The sequence below is a fragment of the Egibacteraceae bacterium genome (assembly GCA_040905805.1).
GTDB lineage: Bacteria > Actinomycetota > Nitriliruptoria > Euzebyales > Egibacteraceae > DATLGH01.
In genome coordinates, this window is sequence record JBBDQS010000014.1 from 20,515 (window position 1) to 32,667 (window position 12,153).

Annotated in this window: 12 protein-coding genes; 3 read left to right on the forward strand and 9 right to left on the reverse strand. The window is 73.8% G+C overall.

The window, feature by feature from the left end; translation table 11 throughout:
• Positions 1–9: 9 nt before the first annotated feature.
• Complete coding sequence (locus tag WD250_02630) at positions 10–1,146, reverse strand: ATP-binding SpoIIE family protein phosphatase (protein ID MEX2619093.1); 1,137 nt, start codon at positions 1,144–1,146, stop codon at positions 10–12.
• Positions 1,147–1,381: 235 nt separating this feature from the next.
• On the reverse strand, positions 1,382–2,578 hold the full coding sequence (locus tag WD250_02635) for an RtcB family protein (protein ID MEX2619094.1): 1,197 nt from the start codon (positions 2,576–2,578) through the stop codon (positions 1,382–1,384).
• A gap of 105 nt (positions 2,579–2,683) precedes the next feature.
• Here WD250_02635 and WD250_02640 point away from each other — a divergent pair, with 105 nt between their 5' ends.
• Together WD250_02640 and arsM are read left to right on the forward strand one after the other, a co-directional pair.
• Positions 2,684–3,046, forward strand: coding sequence for a metalloregulator ArsR/SmtB family transcription factor (locus tag WD250_02640; protein ID MEX2619095.1), 363 nt, complete (start codon positions 2,684–2,686; stop codon positions 3,044–3,046).
• Positions 3,043–3,828, forward strand: a complete 786-nt coding sequence (arsM, locus tag WD250_02645; GenBank protein ID MEX2619096.1) for an arsenite methyltransferase — start codon at positions 3,043–3,045, stop codon at positions 3,826–3,828. The genes WD250_02640 and arsM overlap by 4 nt, the downstream gene beginning before the upstream one ends.
• Here the strand turns inward: arsM and WD250_02650 are convergent.
• From WD250_02650 to WD250_02675, 6 genes are all read right to left on the reverse strand, one after another.
• A complete protein-coding gene (locus tag WD250_02650) occupies positions 3,825–4,361 on the reverse strand; it encodes a hypothetical protein (protein MEX2619097.1) in 537 nt (178 codons plus the stop codon). The genes arsM and WD250_02650 overlap by 4 nt on opposite strands.
• Before the next feature lie 120 nt (positions 4,362–4,481).
• Complete coding sequence (locus tag WD250_02655) at positions 4,482–4,733, reverse strand: hypothetical protein (GenBank protein ID MEX2619098.1); 252 nt, start codon at positions 4,731–4,733, stop codon at positions 4,482–4,484.
• Positions 4,730–8,218, reverse strand: a complete 3,489-nt coding sequence (locus tag WD250_02660) for a cytochrome b5 domain-containing protein (GenBank protein ID MEX2619099.1) — start codon at positions 8,216–8,218, stop codon at positions 4,730–4,732. The genes WD250_02655 and WD250_02660 overlap by 4 nt, the downstream gene beginning before the upstream one ends.
• Positions 8,215–9,081, reverse strand: coding sequence for a CBS domain-containing protein (locus tag WD250_02665; protein MEX2619100.1), 867 nt, complete (start codon positions 9,079–9,081; stop codon positions 8,215–8,217). The genes WD250_02660 and WD250_02665 overlap by 4 nt, the downstream gene beginning before the upstream one ends.
• A 3-nt stretch (positions 9,082–9,084) precedes the next feature.
• Complete coding sequence (locus WD250_02670; protein MEX2619101.1) at positions 9,085–9,495, reverse strand: Rid family hydrolase; 411 nt, start codon at positions 9,493–9,495, stop codon at positions 9,085–9,087.
• On the reverse strand, positions 9,492–10,892 hold the full coding sequence (locus tag WD250_02675; protein MEX2619102.1) for an NAD(P)/FAD-dependent oxidoreductase: 1,401 nt from the start codon (positions 10,890–10,892) through the stop codon (positions 9,492–9,494). The genes WD250_02670 and WD250_02675 overlap by 4 nt, the downstream gene beginning before the upstream one ends.
• A gap of 112 nt (positions 10,893–11,004) precedes the next feature.
• Here WD250_02675 and WD250_02680 point away from each other — a divergent pair, with 112 nt between their 5' ends.
• Positions 11,005–11,508, forward strand: a complete 504-nt coding sequence (locus WD250_02680) for a hypothetical protein (GenBank protein MEX2619103.1) — start codon at positions 11,005–11,007, stop codon at positions 11,506–11,508.
• A gap of 253 nt (positions 11,509–11,761) precedes the next feature.
• Here WD250_02680 and WD250_02685 read toward each other — a convergent pair whose 3' ends face one another.
• A complete protein-coding gene (locus WD250_02685; GenBank protein ID MEX2619104.1) occupies positions 11,762–12,019 on the reverse strand; it encodes a hypothetical protein in 258 nt (85 codons plus the stop codon).
• Positions 12,020–12,153 lie beyond the last annotated feature (134 nt).

Sequence of the window (12,153 nt, forward strand, 5' to 3'; positions counted from 1 at the left end):
CCCGCGACGTCACCTGCTGGCGTCGATCTCCGCCCACACGCGCTTTCCGTCGACGGTCGGTGACACACCGACCGCGGCGGCGAGAGCCTCGACGATGGGGAGGCCGCGACCGCTGACGTCGAAGGCGCCGGCCGGTCGCGACTGCGGCAGGAGGCGCGACCCATCGCCGACCGCGACGCGGACCCGGGTGCCGTCGTAGCCGAGCAGCACCGTGATGTCGTCTTCGCCGTATCGCACGGCGTTGCCCAGCAGCTCGCTCGTCGTGAGCTCGACGTCGCCGACCTCGGCGAGGTCGGACAGGCGCCAGCTGTGCAGGACGCCCCTGGCGAACCGGCGCCCGACGGGCACCGAGGACTCCGCCGGTGGGAGGAGGATGCGTGCCTCGCGCGGTGGGGTCGGCCGCTGGTTCGGCGCCCAGTGCGGCACGCCGACCGGGTAGCCGGGCAGGGCGCCGTCGGCGGACAAGGTCGGCAGGGCGCTGCGCAGACGCTTGTCGGGGTCGTCCGCGGCGTCGTCGGGCACACGCACGACCAGCACCGTCGCCTCCGCAGGAGCGTCGCCGCCAACGTGGTCAGACACTGCCCCGAGCACCTCGGCCGCCAGCACGCCGGCTGGTTGGCCCACCGCGGCCAGGAGCGTCTCCGGCAGGCGCTCTTCGGAGAAGGCCTCACCGGCGGCGTCACGGGCGTCGGCAACCCCGCCAGCGGTGAACACCAGCGCGTCGCCCGGACCCAAGCCCACGCGGTCCTCGCCGTAGCCAGACCCCCCGGCCGTGCCCAGCGGAGGACCTGCCTGGCCCCGGACGTCGATCCATCCCGCCCGGCGCACCAGCACCGGGCGGGGATGGCCGGCGGAACCGATCGTGACCCAGGCGCCACAGCGGTCGAGCTCAAGGACCGCAAAGACGAGGCCGAGGGTCCCGTGGCCGTCCCCGCTCACCGGGGCGAAACGACGGTTCAGCAGCTGCATCGCCGAGGTGACGCCCGTGTGGTAGCTGCGAGCCGCCTGGACGGCCTCGCTGCCCGCGAGCGCGGCCCTGCCCTGGCGCCCCGACGCGTCGCCGACTGCCAACACCCAGCGGTTCGGCGCGCACCGTTGGGCGACCCAGAAGCTGGTGCCGGAAGCGTCGTCCGGACCGCCCCGCATGGCCGCGTCCATGCCAGGCAACGCCAGCTCGCCCGGGCCCACAAGCGAGAGAGGTGATGGCAGATCGTTCGTCAACGCCATGCGTGGGCCTCCAGCGTCGCCGCCCGCGGCCCACTGTACGCCAGTCCCACGCCCAGTCGCCAATGGCGTCGATGCCGCTCTCGGACGCCGATTGCGCACTCGACGAGGTCCTGCCAGGCCGGCGAGACGGGACGTGCGGCGCACGGCCAACCCGTCACGACGTGGCGCGCCGGCTGCCCTTCTCCACGCCCTTGTAGTTGACCAGTGTCTCCAGGCGGTGGACGACCTCGACGAGGTCGGTCTGGTCGGCCATCACCGTGTCGAGGTCCTTGTAGGCGCCGGGGATCTCGTCGATCAGCTGCGCGGCCGCCTCCCGCAGCCAGGTGCGGCCCGCCATCGCGCGCTCCAGGTCGTCGACGTCGAAGGTCCGGCGGGCTTGCCGGCGCGACATCGCCCGGCCGGCGCCGTGGGCGGCGGACAGGTACGCCTGCGGGTTGCCGAGGCCGCGCACGACGAACGACCCGGTGCCCATCGACCCCGGGATCACGCCGAGCTCGCCGTCACGCGCCGAGATGGCGCCCTTGCGGGTGATCCACAGCTCCGTGAGGCAGTGGCGCTCGCGGCGGGCGTAGTTGTGGTGGTTGTTGATCGTGCGCACCGCCAGGTCGGGATCGCGGCCGGTGGCGGTGGCCAGGGCGTCCAGGGCCACCTGCATCATGCGCTCGCGGTTGCCGAACGCGTAGGCCTGCGCCCACAGCAGGTCGGCGATGTAGGCGTCGAACTCCGGCGTGCCCTGGGCGACGTAGGCCAGCTCGGGATCGGGCAGCGCCACCGCCATGCGCCGCATGACCCCCTTGGCGGCTGCGATGTGGCGCAGCGCCAGGGTGTTGCCGGGCCCGCGTGATCCGGAGTGCAGCATGAGCCAGACGGTTTCGGCCTCGTCGGTGCACAGCTCCAGGAAGTGGTTGCCGCTGCCCAGCGTGCCGAACTGGCGGGGTGCCTTGGTGCGCAGGCGCGCGTCGGCGTGCACCGACTCGGGCAGTCCGTGTCGGGCGACGAAGGCCCGCCAGGCCGGGTCCTCGTCGGCGTGCCAGTAGCCGAGGCCGGCGGGGATGGTGGCGGCCCACCGGTCGAGCAGGGGGTCGAGGCTGTCGGGGAGGTCCTCCGCGGACAGCGACGTCCGCGTGGCGATGACGCCGCAGCCGATGTCCACGCCCACGGCGGCGGGGATGATGGCCTCCCGGGTGGGGATCACCGACCCGACCGCGCACCCCATCCCGAGGTGGGCGTCGGGCATGAGCGCGACGTGCCCGTCGACGACGGCCACGCTCGCGGTCGCCAGCGCCTGTTCGCGGGCCTGCTCGTCGAGCACCGAGGCCCAGCTCAGCACGCGCTCCCCGATGCGTTCCATGGTCCCCATCCTCCCCGCGGCCGTCGATGGATAAGACATTGACGAATGTCGATCTAGGTGGCATGCTGGTATGCATCGACGAGTATCGATCTAGGAGGATGCCAGATGCCCACCGGGTGTGAGCCGTCGGCGGACCAGTCGCCTGCGGCGTGCTGCGCCCCCCTCGGTGCCGCCGTCCTCTCGCACGAGGACGCGGCGGTGACCGCGGCGCTGTTCAAGGCGCTCGCCGACCCCCACCGGGTGCGCATCGTGAACATGCTGGCCGCCTCGGACCGCCCGGTGTGCGTCTGCGACCTCACCGGCCCGCTCGGCATCAGCCAGCCGACGGTCAGCCACCACCTGAAGAAGCTTGTCTCCGTCGGCCTGCTGCGCCGCGAGCAACGCGGCACCTGGGCCGACTACTCGCTGGATCCCGACGCGCTGCGGCGTCTGACCGACGTCGTCGACCTCGAAGGAGCAACGCCATGACCGCCACCTCAGCATCCTCGGACGACCTGCGCGAGCAGGTCCGCACCCGCTACGCCGCCGCCGCGACCGCCACCGATCCGCTGGACGCGGACTGCTGCGGCCCCGGCTCTGGCTGCGGCAGCGAGTCGGCCTTCGGGGCCGACCTGTACTCCGCCGACGACCGGGCGGCCCTGCCCGACGCCGCCCGCCTGGCGAGCCTTGGCTGCGGCAACCCGACCGCTGTCGCCGAGCTGCGCGCGGGTGAGATCGTCCTCGACCTCGGCTCGGGCGGTGGCATCGACGTCTTGCTGTCGGCCCGCCGCGTGGGGCCCACCGGCAAGGCCTACGGCGTGGACATGACCGACGAGATGCTCGACCTCGCCCGGCGCAACGCCGCCGAGGCCGGCGCCACCAACGTCGAGTTCCGCAAGGGCGAGATCGAGGCGCTGCCCCTGCCCGACGCCGCCGTGGACGTGGTCATCTCCAACTGCGTGGTCAACCTGTCGGTCGACAAGCCGGCGGTGATGGCCGAGATGCACCGGGTGCTGCGCCCCGGTGGGCGCATCGGCATCAGCGACGTGGTGGCCGAGGACCGCCTCGACCCCACCGCCCGTGCTGAGCGCGGCAGCTACGTCGGCTGCATCGCTGGGGCGCTGTCGGTCGGGGAGTACCGGGCGGGGCTGACGGCGGTCGGCTTCACCGACGTCGACATCACCTTCACCCACGAGGTCGCCGACGGGCTCCACGGGGCCATCGTGCGCGCCGTCAAAGCCGGCGGGTCGGACGGCGGCACCGCCGGCTAGGCGCGGGGCTCGCTGGGCTCGCGGACGGTGGCGAAGGCCCGGGCGGCGGCCTCCTGACGGTAGGTCTCCAGGCGCTCGAGCTGGGAGTCCGCCCGGTGGATGAGGCGGTCGAGGTCCGTGGCGCCGATCGCGGCGTAGGAGGACGCGACCCGCTGCAGGGCATGCCACAGCCGCCGCTTGACGTTCACGCCGCCGACCAGGCCCTCGAGCTCCACCAGGCGGCTCAGGTCCGAGTAGCCACGCAGGCGGCCGTTGAGCTTCAGCCGGGCGACGCGCTCGCCGACCACCGCGAGGGCCTGCTTGGCCGGGTCGCGGGTCAGGTGCAGCGCGTCCATCAGGTCCATGAGGGTCGTGCGGTCCTCGCCGATCTCAACCAGGAGCTCCTCCAGGAAGGCGCCCAGCGCGGTCCCCTGGTTGCTGGACAGGCAGCGACGCGCCAGGTGGATGCCGGCGGTGGCCCCCGCGAGGTGGTCGTTCAGGTAGATGCGCAGCAGCTTGCGCTCGTCGGTGGCCATCAGGCCGGGCATCGCCATGACAATCGCGCTCCTCGGGGGGTTCAGCGTCGGGCCACCAGTACCCACCGGGCACGCGTGGCACACCGGGCCCCGCCGAGGGTTAGAGCCGGCGGCAAGTGGCCCCGCACTGACCGAAGGTCAGTCAGGCTGGCCATCGGGGCGCAGTGGCACCCCGCTGAAGTCCTTGGTGGCCACGCCTTCGACCTCCTGCACGAGCTCGAGCACCGCTTCCACCTGGGAGCGGGCGTGCGGCGCCGGATCGGTGTGCCCGCAGACCTCGCAGCGCACGGAGGGCACTTCCTTGGCCTTGAGCCGGCCGGTCGGGTAGACGATCTCGTAGGGGGAGCGCACGTAGACGCGCTCCCCGCCGCAGTCCGCGCAGGGTTTCATGGACCCATCATGCCCGACGCGCGCGCGTCCTCCGCCAGCGCCGCCAGACGGGTGAGGTAGCCCCGCACGATCCGCGGCAGGGAGGCGGCGGTGGCGCACAGCTCGTCGGCGCCCGCGGTGATCGTGTCGGCCTGGTGGGTCTCGAAGACCCGGACGCCGTCGCGCAACGCCGACTTCAGCTCCGTCAGGACCCGGCGGTCCTCGACCTCCAGGGCGGCGACCGTCGAGTCGCACCAGGTCATCACCGACCCGGCAGCGGACGGTCCGCCGGATCCGGCCCGCCGGAAGGCGGCGGCAACGGCGGCTTCCAGGGCAGCCGCGCCCGCAGCGGCCGTCCCGTCGGCGACGGCGGTCAGCGCCTGCTGCATCCAGCGCACGTCGTTGTGCTCGCCGTGCAGCCCGCTGGTCACCGCCCACAGGTCCGCGAAGCGCCGGTCGGTCAGTCCGGCGAGGTGCTCGCCCCTGAACCGGTCGTGGGTCCCGGCCAACGCCCGCGCCTTGTAGGGCGACATGCGCACGGCGTCGGGGCGCTCGTCGGCGGTGACGGGCTCGTGGCGCACGCCGTAGTCGTTGGCCACGGCGTTCTCGATCTCCACCACCCGGAACAGCAGGTCGACCCAGGTCCGGAAGGCGTCTTTGACGGTCAGCAGGCGCAGGCCCGCCCCGGTGGCCGCGACGCCCCAGGCGGCCCCGAAGTCCAGACGGCGGACGGTCCCGAGCTCGTAGAGGCCGAGCAACGCATCGACCTCCGGGTGGGTGTCGTGGCCGACCCTGCGGTAGGCCGCCGTGGCGTCCATGCCGGCGTAGGACCTGATGATCTTGTTGCCGCCCGGGTGCAGCTGGGCGAAGCGCGTCAGGTCGTACACGCGCCCGTCGACGACCATCCAGCAGGACCGCTCCGGGTCGTTGTGCGCGGCGACCTCGGAGGCGTCGTAGGTGCGCCCGCCGGCGAAGTGCGGTCCGGGGTAGGTGGTGAAGACCTCCTGCTCGTAGCGGCCCTCGCCGTTCAGCCGGTGCAGGGCCCGGCGCGCCTGCTGCCGCTCCCGCTCGCCGACCGGCCCGGAGGCGGGGGGCGCCAGCACCACTTCCAGGGCCTCCTCGACCGCCGCGGCGAAGCCCGTGCGCCCGCACACGTAGACGTGGCCGCCGGGTCCACCCGCCGATGCGGGCCGCAGCAGCGCGGCGAGGTGCCCGGTCTCGGCTTCGTCGGTCAGCAGGGCGCCGATGCGCCGACGGGGTGCGGGGGACCAGACCAGGTTCCCGTTCTCGGAGGCGCCGTGGAGATCCTCGCGGGTGAGTGCCACACGCAGGTGCACCGCGCCGGCCGCCACGTGCCGGCGCAGCTCGTGCTCGCCGTGGAGGTCCGCGCGGGTGCGCGCGGACACGTACAGCCACGTCTCGCCGGCGCCGGCGCCGGCGCCGGCGTGGCGGGCGCGCGCGGCGACCATGCCGAGGAACGGCGAGATGCCCGTGCCGCCCGCGATGCACACGACCGGCCGGCGGGGGTCGTCGGGCAGCGCGAACCCCGCCGGCGGCACGATGCGCACCGCCACCGTGCGCTCGCTCGGCCCGCGCTGCTCGGACGGTGCGGGTGGCCGTGACAGGTACCCCGATGCGGTCCCCTGGCGCACCCCCGCCGGCGAGACGGCCGACACCGGGGTGGTGTAGCGCAGTCGTCCGAGCGTCAGGCGCAGCTCGTCGGCGGTTCCAGCGCCGGGATCCATCACCGAGGAGATCGAGTACAGCCGGGCCGTCTCCGGGGGGACGAGCACGCAGATCCCCGCGCGCTCCCCGGGCTGGGCCTTCCACAGGCTCGCGGGGTGCAGCCCCGACTCCTCCTCGAGCAGCGCGAGCAGCTCCCAGAGCTCCCACTGGTCCTCGGCGCGCGCTTCGATGACGCCGTGCAGCGTCGCGTTGTGGGTCAGGGCGTACAAGGCCTTGGCGACGTCACGGGCGACGGGGCGCACATGCCCGAACGCCAGCAGCGCCCGCAGGGGCAGCACCCGTGCCCCTTCGTAGCCCGCCCGCTGGTCGACCGCCGTCCGCCAGGCGGCGTCGAGCTGCACCGGCTCGTCGCCGCGGGCGTGCAGGGCATCGAGTGTGCGTGCGACCAGCTCGGGGGCCTGCTCGGGCAGGACGGCGCAGCGACTGCCCGGGCGGTAGCGGACCCCGGCGCCCGCCAGGTCCAGCACGACCTGGCCGACCCACCCCTGCGGGTCCGCGCGCAGCTCCTCGACGCGGGCGACCCGGGCGTGGTGGGACGCCGGCGCGGCGGTGGGGGTGCGTTCGAGGCGGGCCAGGGCCAGCTCGGCGTCCATCCGGTCCCACGGCCGGTCCTCAAAGCTGCCGGCGAAGCCGCTGAGGGTCTTGCTGCGTCCCGCCTTGAACGACAGGTCGAGATAGCCGAAGGTCTTCAGGCGGTGGCGTCCCAGCAGGCCGTCACGACCGGCGTAGGCCTCCCGGGCCTCGGCGAAGATCCCCCGCAGCGCACGGTCGCCGTGGCCAGCGACGAACGCCGGGATGCTGATCGCCTCGGCCGCGGTCAGGAAGTCGCGCCAGTGCGCGGGGAACCACTGCCGGGCGAAGAGCGTCTCACGACCGATGGTCGAGAGGTGCGCGTGCCGGCCGAACAGGATGTCGAGCAGCTGGAAGGCCGGGATCGCGGTGCCGCTCGGCCCGGGGGGCGGGTCGACGGCCTGGAAGGGGGTGGCCAGGGGCGCCACGGTCTTGCCCCACACGACCGGGTTGACGTAGTTGGGGCTGTGGGGGTTCGGGTCGACCTTGGCGAAGGAGCGGGTGAGCCGCTCGACGACGTCGGTGATCGCGAGCAGCTCGCCTGCCAGGGCCCGTCCGTCGGCGCGGGCGACGGCCTCCTGTGCCCGCACGGCCGCGCCCACGATCGGGGTGAACACCGCGAGCATCTCGACCGGGGTCATCTGGAAGCGGCGCTCGTCGGCGTTGCCGAGGAGGGGGATCAGCAGCGCGAGGTTCTCGACGAGGAGCGCGTCGCTGCCGCGGCCGGCTCGCAGCCGCCAGTTGTAGGCGTTGAGGTCGATGAAGGACAGGTTGGGCCCCGGGCGGTCGAGCCGGTCGCTCACCGTCCGCCAGGGCCGGGTGATCGACGGCGGGAGCGCGTCGGGGGGGTCGGGGTCGGCGTAGTGGTAGGCGTGCGCGCTGATGCCGAGGATCGCCGCGGCGCGCAGCAACGCGTCGTCGGGGAGCGCGTCGGCCGTGGCCGGCAGCACCGGCAGCGCGTCGAACGCGGCGCGCAGCGTCAGGTCGCGGAACAGGTCGGGCAGCCGCGCGGCGATGTCGTCCCACGCCCGGTGCGCGGCGGGCAGGGCCAGCGCCGGCGCCTCCTGGGGGAGGAACCCGTGCGCCTCGGAGAGGAACCCGAGGTTCTCGTGGCCGTCGTGCTCGGCGCGTTCGGTGGCGCGGGTGAGCACCGCGCGGGCGGGGACGTCGGTGGTGGGCGTGGCGGTCACGACGCCTCGACGACCGCGCGGCAGATGTCGGCGCGGGACAGGGTGCCGACGAGGCCGGTGCCGTCCAGGACCGGCAGGAGGCGGATCTGGCGGTCGATCAGCAGGGTGGCGGCCTTGGCGACGTGGTCGTCGGGTGCCAGGACGAACGGCTCGGTGATGATCAGGCGCGCGATCGGCTTGTCCGACAGCGCCCGGGCCTTGTGCAGGAACAGCTGGTAGCCGGCCCGCAGCGTGCCGCCCGCAGCGAGGATCTCGTCGAGGTCGGGCAGGGAGCTGCGCAGGATGTCGCCCTCCGACAGCACGCCCACGAACGCTCGGGCCGCGTCGACCACCATCAGGTCTGGCACCCGGGTGGCGGCCACGAGCGCGGCCGCCTCCGCCAGGCTCGCGTCGACGTCGAGGGTGGCCACCGCGGTCTGCATGACGTCGCTCACCAGGGTGGGACGGACGCTGACCCGCGACGACCAGTCGGCGAGGAGGTCGTCGAGCACGGGGTAGAGCTCCTCCTCAGGATCGGTCCACGGGGTGACGAGACAGCGGTCCAGGCCCGTCTGGTTGACCGCGACGACGGCGGACTCCGCATCGGCGTGCTCGGCCAGCAGCACTCGGCCCGCGTCGGGGTGCAGGTGGTGGGCCTCGGTCAGGAACGCCATCCCGGCGCCGTCGGGCAGGTGCTCGGCCGCGACCAGCAGGGCCACGGCCTGGCCGCGCCCGGCGAGGTCGTGGCAGGCGGCCATCCCGGCCGCGGCGTCCCCGGCGTGGGCGACGGCCTGGGCGGGCCCGTAGCGCACCGCCACGTCGCGTTCCCATGCAGCGCCCACCGCGGGGTCACCGTCGACCACGAGGATGACGGACGGGCTCATGGGCTACTCGACGACCGCGACGGCCGCGACCGACAGCAGGTAGCCGGGCGCCAACCCGACCTGCATCGTCATGCGCGCCGGCGGGTCGGCGGGGAAGACCTCGGCGAAGACCTGGTTCAGGTCGGCGAAGGCACCGAGGTCGCTCATCATCACCGTGACGTTCAGGACGAGGTCGGCACGGCTGCCGCCGGCACGCACCACCGCCAGCAGGTTGGCGAAGGCCTGCCGGGCCTGTGCCAGGAACGTGTCGCCCACCGGGGTGCCGGGCTGGTCGCCGACCGCGGCCTGACCCGACACGAACAGCAGGCCGCCGCTGCGGACCGCCTGCGAGTAGGGGCCGAGCGGGGTCGGCACGCCCGGCCCCGACACGATCTCCTTGCGCCCGCGTTCGGGCCCTGCGCCAGCACCGTTCATGCGCGCCTCCGATCAGCTTCGAGTAAGCGTAGCCAGACCTCGCTGACGGTCGGGAACGCCGGCACAGCGTGCCAGAGGGTGGAAAGCGGGACCGCGCCGACGATCGCGATGGTCGCGGCGTGCAGGAGCTCGCCGACGTGGGGGCCGACGAACGTCGCGCCGACGATGACGTCGCGGTCCTCGTCGATGACGAGCTCGGCGTGGCCGCGCACGTGCTTGCCGACCAGCGTCGCCCCGGCGGTCGACCCGATCGCCACGGTGACGGTGCGCACCGCGATCCCCGCGTCGCGCGCCTGCGCCGCGCTTGATCCCACCGCGGCGATCTCGGGGTCGGTGAACACCACCTGGGGGACCGCGCGGTGGTCGGCCCATGCCTCGTGGTCCTTGCCTGCGACGATGTCGCCGACCAGGCGGGCCTGGTACTTGCCCTGGTGGGTCAGCAGGGCGCGGCCGTTGACGTCACCGGCCGCGTACAGCCAATCGCCCTCGACACCCTGCACCCGCAGGCGGTCGTCGACGCGCAACGGCCCGCCCGGCTCCAGCCCCACGGTCTCAAGCCCCAGGTCGTCGGTGTTGAAGGTGCGCCCGGTGGCGACGAGCAGCTCGTCGCCGACCCACTCGCTGCCGTCGTCCAGGGTCACGGTGACCGACCCGTCGGTGCCGTCGCGCCGCGCGGCGGTGGCGTTGGCGCCGGTGCGCACGGTGATGCCCTCCTCGGTCAGCGCCGCGGTGAGCAGCTCGCTGACCCACGGGGCGTAGGGGGCCAGGATCCGCTCGCCGCGCTGGAGGATGGTGACCTCCGCCGCCCCCAGGCGCCGGTAGGCCTGCGCCATCTCGACGCCGACCACGCCGCCGCCCAGGATCAGCAGCCGTCTCGGGATCTGCGTGGCGGTGGTGGCCTCGCGGTTGTCCCACGCGGAGACGTCGCGCAGCCCCTCGATCGGCGGCATGGCGGGGCGGGTCCCGGTGGCGACCACGACGGCGCGGGCGGCGGTCAGGGTGCGCACCGTGCCATCCGTGGCGGTGACGGTGACCTGGCGCTCGCCGGCGAGGCGGGCGGTGCCGCGGACCAGCTCCGCGTCGATCGAGCCCACCCAGCGGGCCTGCCCACCATCGTCCAGGTTCGCGATGAACCGGTCCCGCCGGGCCAGGACCGCCTCGACGTCGACGTCGCCCGTGACCGCCTGCGCCGCGCCGGGCAGCCGGCGCGCCGCCGCGACCAGGTGGGGCGGACCGAGCAGCGCCTTGCTCGGGATGCAGGCCCAGTACGAGCACTCACCCCCGACCAGCTCGGCCTCGACGATCGCCACACTCAGGTCGTTGCTGCGGGCGTAGTCGGCCACGTTCGTGCCGGTCGACCCAGCGCCCAGCACGACGACATCGAAGGTGTCGCCCATCGGTTCTCCCTCTCCCGTTCCGCGCCTGACCGTACTCCCATCTACCCGGATCGTGCTCGCCGGCTTCGCCGGCTCGACGCTACCCTGTCCCGCAGTCGAGGGAGGGGACAACGTGAGCCGGTCGTGGGCGGGCTTGGCGGTCTGCCTGGCGCTGGCGGCCTGTACGGGGGACGACGGCGGGGCAGCGGACAGGGCCGGTGACGAGCCGCCTGCTGAGCCGCTCACGACGGAGGAGTACGTCGCCGCCTCGCACGACGCCTGCGAGCACTACCTGGGGGCCCTGTTCGGTTTAGTGGAGGCCGACGAGCAGATCGATCTGGACAGCCCGGACGCCTCCACCGAGGTGTTCCGGCGCCGGGCCACCGACATCGCCGGGCTGCACGCCGACTACCGCACGCGCCTGGACGAGCTCGAACCGCCCGAGGACCTCCGGTCTGTGCACGACGAGCTCGTCGCGCTGCAGGGCGAGCACGTGGAGACGCTGCAGGCCCTGGGCGGGGCCCACCAGGCAGGCGACGACGAGCGGGCCGAGGCTCTCGTGGCGGACTCCGCGCGCATCGAGACGGAGACCGCGGCCTTGCAGTCCCGCCTCGGCGTCCAACCGTGCGGGCAGTGAGCGCAACGGTGCCAGGCGCACGCTGCCGTCAGGCCCAAGGGTCGGCCGCGAGGTCCTCGCGGCCGAACAACGCGAGCACCGGTGTGCCGTGGAAGAAGGTGACCGTGCCCGCTAGTGCGAACGGTGAGGCGCTCATCTGGCGTGACACGCCGGGAGGAGGTTACCCAGTGGTGGATGGGGCCGGAGCGACAGATATGTCGCTGCGCCCCGCTCTACCCGTCGGTAACCCCGTGCTGCACGCGCATCGGCGGGCTCAGTACGGGTCGTTGGACTCTGCCTTGTCGGGCGCCCCGACGGGACCGGTGATCTCGGGGTTGATGCCGTCGGGGTTTGGCCCGGGGATGTCGGCGCTGGTGAGCGTGCCGACGTCGACACCCAGGTCCTCCAGGGTCTCGGCGTGGTCACGGGTCTCGACCAGGGCGGGCAGGATGCGGCGCGCGTGGTCCAGCTGCTGGTCGTCCGCCCCCTTCTCGCTGAGGTGGTCGAGGACTTGGGCGAGCGCGATCTTCATGGGGCAACCTCCGCGGTTGGCTGGCGGCTGGTGCTTCCTGCTTTCCCGTATCGGCGATGGTTCACGCCTTGCCCGCGCGCGTCACCACCACCATCGCCAACCCGGCGGGGGGGGGGGGGGGGGGGGGGGGGGGG

What these genes read in the sequence shown, in the direction of transcription:
- WD250_02630 (MEX2619093.1), bottom strand. Translation starts at nt 1,146, where the DNA reads ATGCGGGGCGGTCCGGACGACGCTTCCGGCACCAGCTTCTGGGTCGCC.
- WD250_02635 (MEX2619094.1), bottom strand. Translation starts at nt 2,578, where the DNA reads ATGGAACGCATCGGGGAGCGCGTGCTGAGCTGGGCCTCGGTGCTCGAC.
- WD250_02640 (MEX2619095.1), top strand. Translation starts at nt 2,684, where the DNA reads ATGCCCACCGGGTGTGAGCCGTCGGCGGACCAGTCGCCTGCGGCGTGC.
- arsM (MEX2619096.1), top strand. Translation starts at nt 3,043, where the DNA reads ATGACCGCCACCTCAGCATCCTCGGACGACCTGCGCGAGCAGGTCCGC.
- WD250_02650 (MEX2619097.1), bottom strand. Translation starts at nt 4,361, where the DNA reads ATGGCGATGCCCGGCCTGATGGCCACCGACGAGCGCAAGCTGCTGCGC.
- WD250_02655 (MEX2619098.1), bottom strand. Translation starts at nt 4,733, where the DNA reads ATGAAACCCTGCGCGGACTGCGGCGGGGAGCGCGTCTACGTGCGCTCC.
- WD250_02665 (MEX2619100.1), bottom strand. Translation starts at nt 9,081, where the DNA reads ATGAGCCCGTCCGTCATCCTCGTGGTCGACGGTGACCCCGCGGTGGGC.
- WD250_02670 (MEX2619101.1), bottom strand. Translation starts at nt 9,495, where the DNA reads ATGAACGGTGCTGGCGCAGGGCCCGAACGCGGGCGCAAGGAGATCGTG.
- WD250_02675 (MEX2619102.1), bottom strand. Translation starts at nt 10,892, where the DNA reads ATGGGCGACACCTTCGATGTCGTCGTGCTGGGCGCTGGGTCGACCGGC.
- WD250_02685 (MEX2619104.1), bottom strand. Translation starts at nt 12,019, where the DNA reads ATGAAGATCGCGCTCGCCCAAGTCCTCGACCACCTCAGCGAGAAGGGG.